Here is a 16,483-nt window from a genome sequence, read left to right as displayed (position 1 = left end):
CAGGCTTTACGCTGACGCTCGTACCGACGCTCGATGACTCGCTAACGCTACCGCTACGCTAACGCTATCGCGGACTCGCTACCGCTACGCTCTAAGCGTAGCTATGCCGCAGGCTTTACGTCATTTGTTATTGATTATTCCCCGTGTCTTTGCGTCTCCCTCATCTCCCTCATCCCCCTCACCTCTAGCCCTCTGCTCTCTTAAAACTGATACAATGGCGAAATGAGAGCCAGGATTGAAAATCAAGTGCTTTTTATTCACCACGAGGACTTACCAGAGTTTAAAAAAGGCGGTTCTGTGGTGAGAAATTCCTATTTTTGGGCCTTGCGTTCAATTGCTGGGAAAGCTACGCGCTATCGTGATTGGGAATATGAACCAGAGGTTTGGCTGGCGCTTTCGCGGATGCTTTTATCGTTTACCGAATCTGGATATTTAGGTTACTCTGAAACTGTGCTGGAGTTTCCCCAATCTCAAGGGGAAATTCCCAGTACACTGCGAGATGTGTCAACTTGGGAGTAATATCAAGTTCGCGTAAAAGGGACTGGGGACTGGGTGTAAAATCGAAAAATGAAAACTTATCATTAGGATTGACGCGGGGACGCGGAGAGTTTTGAATAATTAAGTGATTACCTGAACTTGATGTCGGCTGATGCACTTTTATGCATAGTACCAATTACCACAACCTGTCATAATCTTCATGTCAGGCCACTGGTTCAGGAGAAGTTCTACTAAATGGTATTCCAGAGAAGGACTTGGTTGCTTGTTCTATTTATGCTCGCATTAGTTAGTGCGATCGCTTTTCAAATTATCCACATATCCCAGACTGAAAAATTATATCCCATGAGTGTGTTGCAAAAGGGATATGAAACCAAAACGGAAAATTTATATCCCGTTCAATTTTTCATGGGAAGAAATAGAAGCGGATATGCATATGTCAATCAAGCCGCACAATTAGTTGTCCAACCTCAGTTTGATTACGCAGGAAAATTTTCTGAGGGATTTGCACCTGTACGTGTCAATAATAAATGGGGATTCATCAACCTTCAAGGACAGATCAGCATTTCTCCCCAGTTCGATAAAGTTGGTGAATCAAGTTCTTTTCATATTGATGATGATTGGTTATCAAGTTCTTTTTCGGAAGGATTGGTAGGTGTCAAACTTAACGGTAAATGGGGATTTATCAACCAAAGTGGAAAGTTAGTAATCCCTTACCAATACGATAAAGTACAGCAATTTTCTGGTGGTATCGCAACTGTTAAAGTTAATGGTTTGTGGGGCGCTATCAACCCAGAAGGCAAATGGATTCAACCAGTGTTCTATAAGTCCCGATTTGAGCTTGCGGACACATTCTCGATCCAGTTTTTTCAAGGCATAGCGACGTTCCGCGATCCCAAAACATACAGGGTTACATCATACCGGGATAAATCAGGGCTGGTGGTAGGCGACTTTAACAATCCACCCAAGTTAGCTAAGGAGTTTCAGGAAGAACTCGCCATTATTAAAGTACCGTTGTGGGCTAAACAGCAAGGACGCGATGTTACACCTGTAGTTGCCACCTCTGAATATGATTTTGGTTATTCAGCAGCAGAAAAATGTGGTTTTCAGAATAAACAAGGAAAAGCGGTCATCGAACCACAATTTGATGGCTGTCAAGGCTTTTCACAAGGATTAGCAGCTGTTCGAGTAGATGAAAAATGGGGCTATATTAACAGAACTGGCAAGTTCATTATTAGCCCGCAATTTGATTATGCTGATAGCTTCATTGAAGAACGTGCTTTAGTAGTTTCTAATGGCAAGATTGGTTTTATCAACACAACTGGCAAAATTGTGATTAAACCAGAGTTTCAGATAGATCCCAAGTTGGCCACTATTTATGAGAAAAAACCTACTTTTATACTTGAAACATGGAAATCATTATTGCAAGAGCGTGGCTTGCAGGTTAACTTATCTTCAATAGAGAAATTGCGTGCCCAGCAGTTTAACCCGTCTTCAAAAGAAGTGCTAAAAAGTCGTTTTTCTAACGGGCTTGCAGCTGTCGCAAAAGATAGTAAATGTGGATACATAGACAAAACTGGTAAATTCATCATTCAACCTCAATTTACTGAGTGTGAGCAATTAGACCAATACGGAGTTGCTCAAGTAGTTCGTCAAAATGGGGTTATTGAACAAGGAAATAATTGGGATGAATATCTTTATATCAATAGTGAGGGTAAAATATTTCCCAAAAGCATTACTCCAAATTCACTTAGCAAGTTCTATCCAGCTAGGATTAAACTACTGGTTTCAGTGATGGCGTGTTTGTTGTGGATTGTCGCTATTAGCTTTCATGAGTTTGGACATGCAATAGTAGCATATTGGGGTGGCGATCGCTCTGTCAAAGATAAAGGTTATTTAAGCTTTAATCCCAGTCGATACATCAATCCTCTACACAGTATCATCCTGCCAGGAATTTTCTTAGTCACAGGTGGAATAGCTTTACCTGGTGCAGCAGTTTATATTGAATTTGATGAAATTCGCAATCGCTTGTGGTCAAGTGCTACAGCCGCAGCAGGCCCCATTGCTAGCATACTTTTTGGATTGCTATTAGTTCCCATATTTCATTTCAGCATTGCTGGGAATTTACCACACTGGTTCTGTGCATTTATCGCTATTTTTATTAATTTACAGTTTTTCATGGCGCTGTTGAATTTACTACCAATTCCGCCATTAGATGGTTCTCGAATTATTGGTGTTTGGCTACCATTGAGGTTACGAAATCGCAGTGGAATTATATCTTTAATTGGACTATTTTTTATTTGCTTTCTGTTACCCTTTATCTCAATAGCCCATTTACTCTTTCTTATTCCTATTGCTTTTACCCTTGCTTTAGGAATTTCTGAGGAATTCTCTGCGGGTGGTTGGTATTTATTTGATCGTTGGTATACAGTATTACCTCTGTTGATTGCTGGTATTGTTTATCTGATTTATAAACCAGCATTAATCTTGCAATTTGCAGGTTTCGTAATAGAATTTTTCTCACCCAAAGCAGCACTAAAAATGTATGATAACGCCATCAAAATAGATCCGAAAAGTGCTTGGTCATGGGAACGTAAAGCATTGATTCTCTTCAAAATGGAAACTGCATGGAACTGTGTAAAAATAATACCTGCATGGGAAGAAGCAATTAAACTTGATCCTCATAATCGTTTCTCGCGCAGAATGTTCATTCTAGATCTAAGGTCGGCTTTGATATGGGATAAATCTTTTGAACCACAACTAATAGAAGCACTTGAAAAATATACTGAACTTTATGCCAAGGATGGTTGGGGATGGGGTGTAAAAGCTTTAACATTAGATGAGCTTGGGAATGGTCAAGAAGCACTATCAGCTTGGGAAAAAAATATTAAACTCGATCCTAGCGATCGTTTTAAATGGCGGGTGCGGATGAAAGAATCGACTTTAGAATGGTTAAGAAGCTAAGCAAGCATCCAGTTGTATGGCGATTTGCTGCCGAATATCTGTCATGGCTGTGTTTTTTTAAGCCTCATATTAGGATCATTATAGAAAAAACTCCGCACGTCCCAAAAGGATCATAATATTTAAAGCCACAATAGAAGTTGCTATGCTTGAGGCGCTAATTATGGAGGAATTATTAACCTTGAAAGACTTGCTCCTTAAAGGCGATGTTCAAGGAGCATTAATTATAGTTGCAGAATTGGCAGAAATGAGCCGAAATGACATCATCAAGACAATTCGTAGTTATGCAGTAATTTTGCTATTACATCTCATTAAACAACAAGCTGAAAACTGCACAACTCGTTCTTGGGAAGTCTCAATTCGGAATTCAGTTCGAGAAATTCAACGAGAAAATAAGCGTCGCAAAGCTGGAGGTTATTACCTGACTTTAGATGAACTATTAGAAACTTTAGAGGAAGCTTATTTAAATGCCATTGATGAGGCAACGCTGGAAGTACAAGAAGGTCGTTATGAAGCAGAAGAGTTAGAAAAGTTGGTTAATAAAAAAGAGATTATAAATTACGCTTTGGCTTTAATTTCGCCAGGAGAGTCAAGTTAATTGGCTAAACAAAGACTTGATACACTATTAATAGAACTTAATTTATGTTCTTCTCGCGCCTTGGCACAGCGTTTAATTCAAGCGGGGGAAGTGACTGTTAATATGCAGGTGATTGATAAACCTGGTACAGAAGTAAATATTTTATCTCAAATACAAATTAAAAAGCGATCGCCTTTCGTTTCTAGAGGTGGAGAAAAGCTTTCCAAAGCCTTAACTGTGTTCGCCATTCCAGTTGCAGGTCGTGTTTGTATCGATGGTGGCATTTCTACAGGTGGCTTTACTGATTGTCTCCTGCAAGCTGGAGCTAAATTAGTCTACGGAATTGATGTCGGTTACGGACAAGTTGATTGGCGATTGCGAAATGATTCGCGGGTAATTTTGCGTGAACGTACTAACTTGCGACAACTACAACCAGATGATTTGTATGGTGAAGATGATCCTGTATCTGATTTGGCGGTGGTTGATGTATCATTTATTTCCCTCACTAAGATTTTGCCTGCTTTGTGGCAACTAACAAAAGCTCCTAGAGAAGCTGTATTGTTAGTCAAGCCACAGTTTGAAGTTGGTAAATCTCGTGTGGGTAAAAAAGGTGTTGTCCGTGATGCCAACGACCAAGCTGATGCTATTTTCCAGGTTTTGCAAGTATCTCAAGCATTAGGATGGAGATATAGAGGCTTAACTTGGTCGCCGCTAACAGGCCCTGCTGGAAATATTGAATTTCTTCTGTGGTTGGGAACCGAAAATGAAACTCCACCGCCTGAGTTAGAAGCAATTAAGCAAGTGACCAAATCAGCTATGGCTGACTTGCGACAGCATTAGACATCGTAAATGAGACACTCTACTGAGTCTGGATGGCGATCGCAATAGTTATCCAAAGAGGTTTTGTGTTGTTTTGCTTGGTGTTGGTGAGATTTCTCAGCTTGCAATTCTTCCACAATATCCCAAGCTACAGCACAACCAGCAGAATCACTACCGTCTAATTCACAAGTAGAACGAGCTTCGGTAATGGCATCGACAATAACCTGCTCAAGATTTGCGCCTTTTCCCAAATTTAAGGTTGTGGTCATGATACTTTCACCTTTGTTTACTAACAGAGATAGACTTTGAGCTTTCAATGACCTTAAGAAGCTCACAATCTTCAGTTTAGATAGCTTCACAAAATTATGCGGTAGTAAACACCGTCATCTTTTGAGCAAAATCTAGTAGGAATTACCCTCTTGTCATTTTTGAGGCAAAAAGGTAACAAAGCTTTGCTAGTAGTATTTACCAGCAAAGACGGTCATTTTCTCAATTTTGCATCGGAAATTGATAATGTAAATGAATTGTCAGAAGACCTTGATAGAAGTTGATAAACTCTCACGAATGGTAACAATTAATAAAATAATTCTTAGTTATTCTCAATGAATGGGGAGTAGGGAGTAGGGAGTGGGGAGTAGGGAATGAGGGGAAAATAACCAATGACAAATAACTATTGATTAATCTTTAATTCTTGTTGCAAACGATACAAAATTGTCTTTTGATCAACTTGGGAAAGAATTTCTTGAATGACGCTGCTAACACCTAATTGTCCCCAAGTGCAGCCTTTTTCAAGATAGATTTGAGCAGCCTTGCCAACAGAATATGCACCATAACCAGCAATGCCAGCTTGGGCGATCGCACTGCCTGCAAAGGCTGTAATATTGGTGGGATTATCACCTGTGGTAATAGCAGCTGTACTCTTACCCAAACCTAACAAAAAGCTACTGCCTAGTTCTCCTAGTAGTAAGCCACCGGAACTAAATAAAATCGTTTTGAGAATTTTCCCAGCTTCATAACTGGTCATGGGTAGACCATACAATCTTGCTAGAGAGCGAATTAAAGCTAAGTCGGCAATTGTACCGCCGATCACATCTAAGATAGCGATGGGATTTAGTCCTACTACTACGGCTTTGTATTTGGTGAATTGCCAAATGATGTCTTCGGCCTCTTGTTCGCGCGAGTCGATAGTTTTTTGGGCGATCGCAGCTTCTGCATCTCGTGCTTGGATGAGTGCATTTAAAGCCAGAAGCGATCGCCCCTCACGATTGAGAATGTTGAGAATTGTCTGCTTGAGTTCGTCTACCTGTGGCGGTGGCGTTTCCCACTCATAACCAACACTACCATCAGGCCATTCTGCTCGTATTTCCATTGGTGCTGGTTCCGCCGCCACCATGACAATTTCATCGGGCAACAGAGGTTTTGCTTGAGAATGTCCCGCACCCAATTGTTGCAAATTTTGATAAATCGCTGAGCGATCTATATCAGGATAAAGGTCTATTTTATTAAAGACCAAAATCAAGGGTTTTTGTGCTTGCCGCAACTCCAACAGTGCTTGATACTCAGTGCGCGTAATATCACCAGACACGATAAATAAAATCAAATCAGCTTGACGCGCCACTTCTCGCGCCATTTGCGCCCGTGATTCCCCCGCAATTTCATCTAACCCCGGCGTATCAATTAACTCTACTTGTACCTTCCCTCCAGGCTGCCAACGCACAGAACGCGGCCATTGAGTCACACCATTGAGGGGGCCTGTTTGCAGAACCTTATCTCCTAGCAAAGCATTCAACACCGCTGATTTACCACGACTCACTAAACCAAAAGCGGCAATTCTAATCACATTAGAGTCTAACTTATTGAGTGTTGCACTCAGAGCTTCCAATTCTGGTTTCACCAAACCTGCCAATTCTGGATTGGATAGCCTTTGTCCTGACTTGCGAAGATATCCATACCAAGATAGCGCTTGTCTGAGACTAGCGCGGGCACGATTTAAATGAGTTTCTTGCAGATTACGACCAACCGACATAATATCAATGCTTTTTTTGTAGGAGTAATAATTTGTAACTGATTCTTGAGAAGTGCAACTTCAGCTTCTAGGATTTCTAATCGTTGTTCGACCGTTTCTGACTTGATTGATAAGCTAAAAAACATCTAAATTACATAATCAAATTAAATAAAACTCTTGTGGAGTGGGCATCTTGCCCGCTCTAACTATGCAAGTTATATGTGGAACAGTTTATAACTTCAGTTTTTTAGTTTTCTGACAAGGAAGCTATCCTAATATTGTAGGATTGCGATCGCCCATTTTCCCAGCTTGCTCCCCAACGCGATCACCTGAGCGCAGCCCAAAGTTGAGACGTGACTCTAGTCCTGTCTGACCAATTATGTCTTACCAAAAGTTTACTATTGCAAAGTTAAAAAAGCAGTTTGGGCTAAAGTTTTACGAAGGGCGATCGCAGGTAATTCAGCCTCAAGCGATCGCCCCGAGTGACTATCTGCGAGAAACGATTCGCCGTAACCTAGATTTGGCGCTGGGAGTTGGCACCGAAAAGATTCGGTCTGAGTTAATTGTTGCACCCTTATTAGTTGAAATTAGAGAGCATTTTGAGCAGAAAATTAGCATTTTCTCAGGTAAAGAATTCAATGTAGATGATGATGCTGGTCTCAATGGCTACTGCGATTTTTTGATTAGTGGCTCTCCTGAGTTGTTAGAAATCACAGACCCGGTGTTGGTGATTGTGGAAGCTAAACAAGATTCACTCAATGCTGGGATTGCTCAATGTGTAGCGGCAATGGTTGCAGCACAACAGTTTAATGAAGTTCAAGGGAATCCCATTCAAACCATCTATGGGGCTTCGACGACGGGGAAACTGTGGAAATTCATCGCCCTAGACAAAACAACTGTGACGATTGATCTCAATGAATATACCTTGCCTCCACTGGAAGACGTGCTTTCGTTTTTGGCAGCGATGATGCAGCCGCGATCGCATTGAAAGCCCTCCAAGTAAGCCGACTTGTGGAAGCAGAAAATTTCACAAGGCAACTTTTTAGAATCTTCTCCCTTCAGGCATGGGGTAGATGTCAAAACAGCAGTATTTATATTCCATAAGACCGGGGATAAGGCTTGAGAAGTTTCTTCGCCTGATAAATATAAACAACATTGACAACAACCCCACCACGCCGAATCGGTATTGTTTCAATCTCACTCAAGCTACTAAAGTAAGTTCGATAATTACTCATTAAATCTTTTCTGAGATTAAAAGGCGAAGTCGTAATATACAACGCATCTTTTCCCAACCATTGCTCAGCCCTAGACCAAAAAGCAAAGCCGCGTAAATCCTTACCAATATCAAAGCAGGTAATCGGTATTTGATCTGCGGGTTTGAGAGCCATAGCAATTGGCCCGCCTATATAATAACGATTCGTAAAAATAAAGCTAGAATTCTGTAACGCTGCACCGAAGATTGTAGACGCAGCAAAACCACGCCGGAGTTGCTGAACATCAATCAGTTCTGTAGAGGGGTCATTCTTGGGAGGCAAAAACCCGCCCATCAGAGCATATTGACTCGGCTTTTGCAATATACCTGTCGTTACTTGCAATAGAGCAATGAGTAAAATACTACTCACCATTATCCCTGAACCTAAAAGCCATCGTCGTACCGAACGCCGGGATTGCTGTTCCCAAATCACTGCTTGTTGTCCTAAGAGCAAAGTTATCCCCCAAAATCCTGGCATCGACCATGCTGGTAAAATTTGTCGATATCCTCCGATCAGAGTAAACCCAAAAATTACTGGCAACGAAACCCATAGAATTAATAGCTGACTCGCTGGGAAATATTTCTCACAGACTAATGATTTGTGAGAAAAAACTGGAATTCTTCTCAAAAACACTGCCCCCAAACTCACCCACCAAAGCGGTAATCCTATAGTTGGAAACAAGTAAACTACCTGTGCCAAACAAACAACTACCACACTCAAAAAACTATAGCCACTTCTGGGAACTGCTCGTTCTGATTGAAAGCGAAAGGATACCCAATCATGCTGTATATTCCAAAACACAATCGGGAAGATCGTAACAAGAAACAAGCCTAGTCCTAGCCATGCCCAAGGGGAACGTATTACACAGCGGTGCGGTGGACTTGTTAAACAAAAACCAATCAACCCCAATCCCAATAAAAAACCATGGTATTTGCTGAGACAAGCTAATCCCACCAAAATACCTAAAATTGCTAAGCGATAGCTGGGAATGTATGAATTTCGGTGACTGGGTTTTTGAGTTTCTGGCTGCCGAAAAAACTCACTAGTCGCACAGTATAAACTGGCTGACCAAAAAAACATGAGTGGACTGTCAGGTAAACTCAGAATGCCAAAGCCAACCAAAAAAATTGGGCTGATGGTGACGATCGCTAATGTCAATCTGGCAGCTTGAGCAGAAAATAGTCTTTTGCTAGTCAAATATAATAGTATCAAACTGCCGGTGTGCCCAAGCAGCGCTCCCAAGCGAATCGTAAATTGAGAGACAACACCAGTCAACCACGGCCCAAAACCAGTTGTCAGCGCTACGAGAACTGGGTGATCGAAATAGCTCCAGTCAAGATGTAAACTATAAAGATAGTAGTAAGCTTCATCAAAGCTAGGATAAAACCAGTAAGCAATTAAGCCGCGAAACAGCAGTCCCCCAACCAGCAAACAAAGCACTAACTGATTAGTTTTTTGTGCCAACCATTTCTGAGCTATTTGCATTTACTCAAATCCTTACCCTTGATATCAATACTTGCGATAAATTCTCCAGAACGCGTCTTGAGAATACCACATTGGACTACCTAAATATAAAAAAGTATTGGCAGCTGATTATATCAAGGCTTTTTTGTGTATCTATACCTTATCTATCGCAAACGTTGATTAGTATAAAATCAAACTTATAATTCCGCTGTGGTTACTTATTCCCCATACTTCTCCTGTCGGAGACGCTAACGCCTAGCAAGATCCCGCAGGGTACGACTTCGCTCAGCACAAGTTCCCCATTCCTTGTCTTCTTGAATAATTTAGACTAGTTGCAAGTTATCAGTATTTAATAGTCGATAGTGAGTAACAAAAAATATAAAACAATAGACCACTAGAAATTTTATATTTTTTGAATGTAAATAAATGTGGTGAAAGCTACTATTTTTTGATAAATTACTGTTTGTTGAATTTACAGTAGAGTGTCAAGAGTACATGACCCATACACTCTGACTAATACAACTGATAGACTAGGCTCAGAGCAAAGTTACAGTAGCTAAAACGCTTAAGAAAATTAGATATGTGAAACAATTGAAAATTAAGGGTTTTGAGAGAAGTCTGAATAGTGGCTTTCGCTGATTCAGAACTTCAATAATTTTAAATTTATTAGCAGTAAGTAAAGCTATAGTGTATTTAGCAATGTTGCTGTTAATGTGATTAAGGTTAAGTCCTACTGCCAAAGTATTTTAACAATTACTTTAGAAACGCACTCTAACTCGATGACAGGCAAAAACGCAAGACATAATGCATTTCTGCGGCTAGTGTCTGGTAATGGAGCAGCTTTTGGGTCAGAATCTCGCTACTCGCTGTTCCCTACTAAAGAGGTGGTAATTGGACGAGACCCCAGCTGCCAAGTTGTCTTGGATGCCATGATGTACCGGATGGTATCTCGTCGTCATGCAGTGGTTCGTCCCCTCTCTTCATCCCCAGATAATCAACTCAGTTGGGTAATTTGCGATTTGAATAGCGCTAACGGCACTTATTTGAATGGGCAACGATTATATGGATGTCAAGAATTACACCCTGGCGATCGCATTTCTTTAGGCTCTGATGGGCCACAATATGTTTTTGAGTATGAAGCAACTTCCCTGCCAACTGTAACGACAGTTAACCAAGTTCCGCCACTGCCATCGGCGGCGAACTATCCAACACAGTCAAAGGTTGATTCAGTTAGCTTTACTCAACTATTTCCAATTATTTCTACTGGTAAAGATTTAACTCGCAAAGCTTACCTTGTACCAGGAATTCTCACAGTCGTATTCGTGGTGCTGATGTTTCGTACAGTAGGTCAACCCCAACTCAATCAATTGATTGTGGCGACTTACATAGCTTTTGCTGCTTATTATTTCGTTTACCAACTTTGCGGTAAACAAAAGCCTTGGTGGGTGCTAGTAGGTGCAGCATTGGGTACTTGCCTAATTTTGCTCAGTCCCCTATTAGATTTATTTATCTTTGTGTTTCGTGGGATTCTCCCTGGAAGCTTACCCTCAGCTCAAGAACCAATCACCTTTACAGAGTTGCTAGTGCGGATGTTCTTTGGTGCGGGGTTGATGGAAGAATTACTCAAAGCATTGCCTATATTGGGTGCATTTGCTCTCGGTCGATTACTGTCCTCACCTTGGCGGGAACGTGTAGGTGTTTGGGAACCTTTAGATGGCATTCTGTTGGGAACGGCTTCTGCTGTAGGTTTTACTCTATTGGAAACTCTAGGTCAATATGTGCCAGAAGTGACTCGCAACGTCGCACAACAGGTGGGTATAGGAGCTGCGGGTCAATTAGTGGGTTTGCAATTGCTGATTCCGCGCATCTTAGGCTCAGTGGCAGGACATATGGCTTACAGTGGATACCTGGGGTATTTCATTGGATTAGCAGTTCTCAAACCTAGTAGAAGTTGGCAAATCCTCCTAGTTGGTTATCTCAGTGCCTCCGCACTACACGCTTTATGGAACGCTACAGGCTCTATCAATACTTTGCTGCTGGTAGTTGTAGGAGTTTTATCTTACGCCTTTTTGATGGCGGCAATTCTCAAAGCTCGGGCACTGTCACCAACGCGATCGCAAAATTTTGCTACTCGCTTTTTAGGGCCTAAGTAAAGCGACGCGGTGACGCGGTGATGGGGTGACGCGGAGATGCAATTTGAATGATTATTAGCTTACCGCAAGATAGGCGATCGCTGTTACATTAGTTTTGAGTTTTCACAATTCCCGATTTCTTTCAAGAAATTGGGAAATTGCTTTTCATAATTCCAAAATCTCCGCATCTCCCCGTCCCCCCATCCCCGCGTCAGTCTTAACGATAAGTCTACAACTAAACTTGATATTATCCTGGCAGTTGCTTTTTCAGAGCCTCTAAAGAAGCCCAGCGATGATCAAGTGGCTGTTCCGAAGTATTATTAATAGTCTTGTTCAAAATACCTGGACAGTTGAGGTTACATAGCTGGCGCTGAGGCATTTCTAAGCACATCTGCTCGTACAGCCACTCATTAGCATAAAAGTAACCATCGGGTGATAAAGTTTCTATCAAATCTTCCATAGCTACTTCTCGTTCTAGTGGCAAATCATTAAACTGATTAGCAACTTCGTCTAACCAGATGATTTCCTTCGTATCAACTACTAAACGATAATTGTACTGCTGTAAGCAGCGATTGCAGGTACAAGTAATAATTGCTTCTGCTTGACCAGATACTTCCAAATAATTGCCGTGATGCTGTACACGCACCCGGCCACGGACTGGCGTTAAAGTTTCTAGACCAGGCAAAAATTCCTTAACTTCAACTTCCTCTGTCCGCTCCGGTGCTTTAGTAAGCTGCGGAATATAGATTGCGTCCATAGGATTAATGAAAATATACTCAGGAAAACTTATGCCAATTATCAGCATAATTACTGATAATACATCTTTAAGTTTAACTTTTTAGTGAAAGTAGAAATTAGCTATATTAATTAGCATGTTATGGTTCGCCTGCTGGCCGGACAACTAGATGACGATGCGGTTCTTTGCCACGACTAAAAGTTTCCAAATCCCCAAAGTCTTTGAGGAATGTGTGGACTTGACGCCGTTCAGCTGAACTCAGAGATTTAATTTCGACTTCTCTACCAAAAGAACGTACCTCTTGGGCAGCAGTTTCTGCTAATGCTCGAATTTCTGCTTGTCTTTTGACGCGGTAGCCATCCAACTCAATGGTATAAGAGGCTTGCCCTTCTTGCAGTTGGTTGAGGTTAAGAACAGAGTTAGCTAGATATTGAATGGCATCCAATACAGAACCATCAGGGCCAATCAGCAGTTGGATTTGTTCTGGCTGCAAGTTGGTTTGATCAATCGTCAACCAGTAATTATCTGGTTCTTGGGAATCGTCTTCTTGAGATTGAGCAATTTCTAAATTACCCTTAATCTCAGCAGATATCCCAAAGAGTTCGAGCAGTGTTTTTAACCACTGCTGACCTCGTTGCATGGGATTGTTGCTCATGTTCAGCTTGTAGCTTTTTTCTTGGAACTTTTTGGTTCAAAGGGCAACGCCTTTTGTTCTGCGCTTGCTGTTTCCTTCTCCTGAGATTCTACGATTTTTTGTAGTTCTTCTGGTAAGGGTTCACGGGAAAGGATATAAGTTTGAAGGGTTTGGAAAATGTTACCAATTACCATATACATCAGTACCCCAGCTGGCAAGGGGAAAAACAAAAACATCCCAGAAAAGATGACTGGGGTGATTTTATTTACTGTGTCTTGCTGTGGGTTGCCACCACTGGAATTTTGACCAGAAAGTATTTGGCTAACGTAGAGACTGATCCCGAAGAAGATGACCATAGCGACGATATCCCAATGAATCATACCGTCGGGATCGATCGCCCCAACCCTACCCAAGGCATCAATGAACAAAAATCCTTTGTCTGCTGCCAGACCAGGAATTGTACCTTGAATCGTCACATCTCCCGGTTGTAAGGCTTCTATATTGCCTTGAGCATCAATTTTGATGCGATCTTCACCTTTGATTACCTTCCATTCAGGAGTTAACTTATTTTCTGGGTGTTCTGCTAAGAGTACCTGAAATGGTTTGCCTTCTAGAGTCTGATATTGAATCTTAGTTTGCTCCCCCACTGCCAGTTTATTACCTCCAGGGAGGATAGCAGTGACGCGAGAGTGTTCGCCATCAGCAATGTAGATGTTTTGGGGTTGGGTAGCAAAGGCTTGCGGTTGAATTCGTTCAATTTGTTCGGCGGGAAAGATTTGCAAATTGACCGAGTAGTTCACCCCAGCAAAAGGTGAACCCCGCAAAGTGGCAAACAGTGCTAGTAAAACTGGCATTTGCAACAGTAGTGGCAAACATCCGGCTAATGGGTTGCCAAATTCCTTTTGGACATTGACCATTTCCTCCTGCTGCTTTTGCGGATTGTCTTTATGGCGCTCCTTGATTTCTGCCATCCGCTTCTGCATCAGAGGTTGTACAATTCGCATCCGCCGCATATTGCGAATTGAGCCAGCACTCAGGGGATAGAGCGCGAAGCGGACTATCAATGTCAAGGCAACGATCGCCAATCCATAGCTAGGTAAAATACCATAGAAAAAATCTATGATTGGCAGCATCACGTTGTTCGAGAGAAACCCGATACCAAAATCCATTATTCTGAATTCAACCTGAGGTACTGTAAACTGACTGAATCTAAGTTTATCTAAATCTTAATTCCTCTGCGACTGCTCATGACTACGGATTGCCGCACAAGGGTGGGGATTGGGGACTGGGGACTGGGGACTGGGGATTGGGGATTGGGGATTGGGGATTGGGGATTGGTAATTATATTTCTCCCTCATCTCCCTCGTCTCCCTCATCTCCCTCATCTCCCGGTTGGTGAGCGAAGTCGAACCACATCCCCCTGCTCCCTCACTGATTAGCAGCGCTGCTATATTCGGGATTTTTGGCGGTAACTTTTTCATTTATGTAGTCGTAGACTTCCCGAAACTTAGGAACTGCTCGCAATTCTAAACGGCTACCGTTTCTCAGGGTTAGTACCATATCTCCCCAAAAGCCAATACCACGGGGAACTTTGACGATTTTGACAACTTCTGAGTAAATGATATCAGTGCGATCGCGTCCCATCCAGCCCCCCATGACAGAAATTCGGCGGTCTGTAATGCGGAAGCGTAGCCACAATGCCCTGACAATTGCCCCAACTGTCAATGGTATCCCAACGATGGTTAGCCCAATCAGCAGGTTGAGAATCAAATCCCCAATGTGGGGGCCGCCTTCATAATAAACTTCTTCACGAATGCCCATTGAGTACCTCGGCTTGTGCCAACAACTGCTCTAATTCTTGCAGAAATTGTTGGCTTACGCACTTAGTTTCTAACACTGTGGGTTTCACAACGACCACTAGCCGCCATCCTGGCGATAGTTTGGGCAATAACTCATATAGGGCTACTGCAATCTGCCGTTTGATGCGGTTGCGAACTACTGCTCTTTTGCTAACTTTTGTGCTAATTGAAATGCCAATTTGCGTACTGGCAAGATTTAAAGTTTGGGTGGCAGCATCCACACCAGAAGGCTCTTTTACAGATAACGGTTTTAAGGCTCTTAATGTCAAATAAGAACCATGACGCCGAATTCCTTCGCGGAAAACTGCCTGGAAATCATGTCGAGATTTGAGTCGATTTGCTTTGGGCAAAGCCACAGCCGCTTTCTATCACTTAAAGTATCCTAGACGCTCAAACGATGGCGTCCTCTTCTTCTCCTAGCTCTGATGACGTTTCTACCGTCTGGTGTTCGCATTCTGGCACGAAACCCAGAGGTTCTTTTTCTCTTACGGCAAGTGCCGCCCAAAGTTCTCTGCATACTGTTCTCCTCTTAGAAGATTTTTTATAAAAAGCCACAATCTATTAATATATCATCATTGCTTCACAAACTAGAGACTTTCAGTAAAAAAGTCAAGAATCCAAAAGTCAAAAACTTTCTGACTATTGACTCTTAACTTTTGTGGTTTCCTCTTTTTGACCTTTGATTTACGAAATGCTCAAAATCCATGTTCCCAAGTAACGTAATAGTGGAACTTCGCCGGGAGAGAGAACCTGACAATTGAAGTAGAAAGTGCCGCCAAAAGTTGGATTTTTCACGTTAGATAAGACTAGCTCAACTCTGCTGCCTGCTGGCACTGGTTCTTCGGGATAGATGTTGATTAGCTTACCTTCTTTGTCCCACTTCACTTCTGAAAGCTTAACTTTTTTGCCTTTAACTCGGACTTCAATTTCTTTGGGGTCAAAGTTTCCCTTGTAATAATTTGGGTAGGTAATAGCAAACTGAGCAACTGCCAATTTCATCTTTTGGGGTGGAATTCTCAGTATGTAACGATCCCAAGCATTGGCTTGTCCGCCAAAATCTAAGCGGAAAGGCAGTTGATTTTCACTTTTGATGCCGCTAAATAGCGTAAATCCTGGCAGGCTTTGTGCCAAGGTTGTAGTCGGTAAACCAGTTAGTAGACAGCTAGTCACGGCTAAAGCAGAAAGTAAACGTCGCATAATTAGGCTCCTCTACCAAACATAAATCTGTTATCTAAAATAACTCTAAGTTATTATTCGTAACTAAACTTTACTACTGACTTCCTGACAATGGACGCTAAATATAAATAAAATGTGCCTTCTTGGTTTTGAGTTTTGTTTACAAGCAATAACACTTAGAAAATAGTTAATATTTATACATTAATTTAAGTATTTTAGATAGATGAGGAAACCAGAAGTCATCATGTCATGACTTTCATCTGCTGGCGATAAGTCAATTTTGCCAGAAATGTCAGAACAAGTTCACAACAACCATAAGTACTAATAACTAAAAACTCATAACTTCAAAGACGGGTAGCGATTCCTTGAACC

Annotated in this window: 17 protein-coding genes; 7 read left to right on the top strand and 10 right to left on the bottom strand. The window is 41.8% G+C overall.

Annotated elements, in window-relative coordinates:
* The first annotated feature begins 222 nt into the window (after nucleotides 1-222).
* The 4 genes from AC5JMF_RS12815 (at nucleotide 223) to AC5JMF_RS12800 (ending at nucleotide 4,873) form a co-directional block, all read left to right on the top strand.
* Nucleotides 223-519 carry a hypothetical protein gene (locus AC5JMF_RS12815; RefSeq protein WP_495796103.1) on the top strand — a complete coding sequence of 99 codons (297 nt, stop codon included), beginning with the start codon at nucleotides 223-225 and terminating at the stop codon, nucleotides 517-519.
* 252 nt (nucleotides 520-771) lie between these two features.
* Complete coding sequence (locus AC5JMF_RS12810; protein ID WP_495796102.1) at nucleotides 772-3,459, top strand: WG repeat-containing protein; 2,688 nt, start codon at nucleotides 772-774, stop codon at nucleotides 3,457-3,459.
* Between the two features lie 160 nt (nucleotides 3,460-3,619).
* Nucleotides 3,620-4,054 (top strand): DUF29 family protein, encoded by a 435-nt coding sequence (locus AC5JMF_RS12805; RefSeq protein WP_495796101.1) that lies wholly within the window; start codon nucleotides 3,620-3,622, stop codon nucleotides 4,052-4,054.
* Nucleotides 4,055-4,873: a TlyA family RNA methyltransferase gene (locus AC5JMF_RS12800; protein ID WP_495796100.1), complete on the top strand. Its 819-nt coding sequence runs from the start codon at nucleotides 4,055-4,057 to the stop codon at nucleotides 4,871-4,873. It abuts the gene before it with no gap.
* On the opposite strand, the gene AC5JMF_RS12795 is transcribed toward AC5JMF_RS12800, so the two are convergent.
* On the bottom strand, nucleotides 4,870-5,121 hold the full coding sequence (locus AC5JMF_RS12795) for a Calvin cycle protein CP12 (RefSeq protein WP_495796099.1): 252 nt from the start codon (nucleotides 5,119-5,121) through the stop codon (nucleotides 4,870-4,872). The two genes, AC5JMF_RS12800 and AC5JMF_RS12795, sit on opposite strands and share 4 nt — an antisense overlap.
* A gap of 150 nt (nucleotides 5,122-5,271) precedes the next feature.
* Between AC5JMF_RS12795 and AC5JMF_RS12790 the strand changes: the two genes are divergently transcribed.
* On the top strand, nucleotides 5,272-5,403 hold the full coding sequence (locus AC5JMF_RS12790; protein WP_495796098.1) for a hypothetical protein: 132 nt from the start codon (nucleotides 5,272-5,274) through the stop codon (nucleotides 5,401-5,403).
* Nucleotides 5,404-5,522: 119 nt separating this feature from the next.
* Here AC5JMF_RS12790 and AC5JMF_RS12785 read toward each other — a convergent pair whose 3' ends face one another.
* Nucleotides 5,523-6,878: a GTP-binding protein gene (locus AC5JMF_RS12785; protein WP_495796097.1), complete on the bottom strand. Its 1,356-nt coding sequence runs from the start codon at nucleotides 6,876-6,878 to the stop codon at nucleotides 5,523-5,525.
* Nucleotides 6,879-7,236: 358 nt separating this feature from the next.
* Between AC5JMF_RS12785 and AC5JMF_RS12780 the strand changes: the two genes are divergently transcribed.
* Complete coding sequence (locus AC5JMF_RS12780; protein WP_495796096.1) at nucleotides 7,237-7,845, top strand: hypothetical protein; 609 nt, start codon at nucleotides 7,237-7,239, stop codon at nucleotides 7,843-7,845.
* A 103-nt stretch (nucleotides 7,846-7,948) separates the two neighbouring features.
* On the opposite strand, the gene AC5JMF_RS12775 is transcribed toward AC5JMF_RS12780, so the two are convergent.
* Nucleotides 7,949-9,595 (bottom strand): ArnT family glycosyltransferase, encoded by a 1,647-nt coding sequence (locus AC5JMF_RS12775; protein ID WP_495796095.1) that lies wholly within the window; start codon nucleotides 9,593-9,595, stop codon nucleotides 7,949-7,951.
* A 758-nt stretch (nucleotides 9,596-10,353) separates the two neighbouring features.
* Here AC5JMF_RS12775 and AC5JMF_RS12770 point away from each other — a divergent pair.
* Nucleotides 10,354-11,727, top strand: coding sequence for a PrsW family glutamic-type intramembrane protease (locus tag AC5JMF_RS12770; RefSeq protein WP_495796094.1), 1,374 nt, complete (start codon nucleotides 10,354-10,356; stop codon nucleotides 11,725-11,727).
* Between the two features lie 226 nt (nucleotides 11,728-11,953).
* On the opposite strand, the gene AC5JMF_RS12765 is transcribed toward AC5JMF_RS12770, so the two are convergent.
* The 7 genes from AC5JMF_RS12765 to AC5JMF_RS12735 all read right to left on the bottom strand — a co-directional run bounded on the left by AC5JMF_RS12765 (nucleotide 11,954) and on the right by AC5JMF_RS12735 (nucleotide 16,132).
* A complete protein-coding gene (locus AC5JMF_RS12765) occupies nucleotides 11,954-12,463 on the bottom strand; it encodes a YceD family protein (protein ID WP_495796093.1) in 510 nt (169 codons plus the stop codon).
* A gap of 118 nt (nucleotides 12,464-12,581) precedes the next feature.
* Nucleotides 12,582-13,097, bottom strand: coding sequence for a Jag family protein (locus AC5JMF_RS12760; RefSeq protein ID WP_495796092.1), 516 nt, complete (start codon nucleotides 13,095-13,097; stop codon nucleotides 12,582-12,584).
* Nucleotides 13,098-13,099: 2 nt separating this feature from the next.
* Nucleotides 13,100-14,245 carry a membrane protein insertase YidC gene (gene yidC / locus AC5JMF_RS12755; RefSeq protein WP_495796091.1) on the bottom strand — a complete coding sequence of 382 codons (1,146 nt, stop codon included), beginning with the start codon at nucleotides 14,243-14,245 and terminating at the stop codon, nucleotides 13,100-13,102.
* Nucleotides 14,246-14,504: 259 nt separating this feature from the next.
* A complete protein-coding gene (locus AC5JMF_RS12750) occupies nucleotides 14,505-14,897 on the bottom strand; it encodes a PH domain-containing protein (RefSeq protein WP_495796090.1) in 393 nt (130 codons plus the stop codon).
* Nucleotides 14,884-15,291 (bottom strand): ribonuclease P protein component, encoded by a 408-nt coding sequence (rnpA, locus tag AC5JMF_RS12745; RefSeq protein WP_495796089.1) that lies wholly within the window; start codon nucleotides 15,289-15,291, stop codon nucleotides 14,884-14,886. The genes AC5JMF_RS12750 and rnpA overlap by 14 nt, the downstream gene beginning before the upstream one ends.
* A gap of 26 nt (nucleotides 15,292-15,317) precedes the next feature.
* Nucleotides 15,318-15,452 (bottom strand): 50S ribosomal protein L34, encoded by a 135-nt coding sequence (gene rpmH, locus AC5JMF_RS12740; protein ID WP_495796088.1) that lies wholly within the window; start codon nucleotides 15,450-15,452, stop codon nucleotides 15,318-15,320.
* Between the two features lie 167 nt (nucleotides 15,453-15,619).
* Nucleotides 15,620-16,132, bottom strand: a complete 513-nt coding sequence (locus AC5JMF_RS12735; protein ID WP_495796087.1) for a DUF2808 domain-containing protein — start codon at nucleotides 16,130-16,132, stop codon at nucleotides 15,620-15,622.
* Between the last annotated feature and the right edge of the window lie 351 nt (nucleotides 16,133-16,483).

It is taken from the genome of Desmonostoc vinosum, assembly GCF_059505385.1.
Note: the sequence above shows the minus strand (reverse complement) of the source record. Positions and strands in the feature narration are given on the sequence as shown.

What these genes read in the sequence shown, in the direction of transcription:
- AC5JMF_RS12815 (WP_495796103.1), top strand. Translation starts at nt 223, where the DNA reads ATGAGAGCCAGGATTGAAAATCAAGTGCTTTTTATTCACCACGAGGAC.
- AC5JMF_RS12810 (WP_495796102.1), top strand. Translation starts at nt 772, where the DNA reads ATGCTCGCATTAGTTAGTGCGATCGCTTTTCAAATTATCCACATATCC.
- AC5JMF_RS12805 (WP_495796101.1), top strand. Translation starts at nt 3,620, where the DNA reads ATGGAGGAATTATTAACCTTGAAAGACTTGCTCCTTAAAGGCGATGTT.
- AC5JMF_RS12795 (WP_495796099.1), bottom strand. Translation starts at nt 5,121, where the DNA reads ATGACCACAACCTTAAATTTGGGAAAAGGCGCAAATCTTGAGCAGGTT.
- AC5JMF_RS12785 (WP_495796097.1), bottom strand. Translation starts at nt 6,878, where the DNA reads ATGTCGGTTGGTCGTAATCTGCAAGAAACTCATTTAAATCGTGCCCGC.
- AC5JMF_RS12780 (WP_495796096.1), top strand. Translation starts at nt 7,237, where the DNA reads ATGTCTTACCAAAAGTTTACTATTGCAAAGTTAAAAAAGCAGTTTGGG.
- AC5JMF_RS12775 (WP_495796095.1), bottom strand. Translation starts at nt 9,595, where the DNA reads ATGCAAATAGCTCAGAAATGGTTGGCACAAAAAACTAATCAGTTAGTG.
- AC5JMF_RS12770 (WP_495796094.1), top strand. Translation starts at nt 10,354, where the DNA reads ATGACAGGCAAAAACGCAAGACATAATGCATTTCTGCGGCTAGTGTCT.
- AC5JMF_RS12765 (WP_495796093.1), bottom strand. Translation starts at nt 12,463, where the DNA reads ATGGACGCAATCTATATTCCGCAGCTTACTAAAGCACCGGAGCGGACA.
- AC5JMF_RS12760 (WP_495796092.1), bottom strand. Translation starts at nt 13,097, where the DNA reads ATGAGCAACAATCCCATGCAACGAGGTCAGCAGTGGTTAAAAACACTG.
- yidC (WP_495796091.1), bottom strand. Translation starts at nt 14,245, where the DNA reads ATGGATTTTGGTATCGGGTTTCTCTCGAACAACGTGATGCTGCCAATC.
- AC5JMF_RS12750 (WP_495796090.1), bottom strand. Translation starts at nt 14,897, where the DNA reads ATGGGCATTCGTGAAGAAGTTTATTATGAAGGCGGCCCCCACATTGGG.
- rpmH (WP_495796088.1), bottom strand. Translation starts at nt 15,452, where the DNA reads ATGCAGAGAACTTTGGGCGGCACTTGCCGTAAGAGAAAAAGAACCTCT.
- AC5JMF_RS12735 (WP_495796087.1), bottom strand. Translation starts at nt 16,132, where the DNA reads ATGCGACGTTTACTTTCTGCTTTAGCCGTGACTAGCTGTCTACTAACT.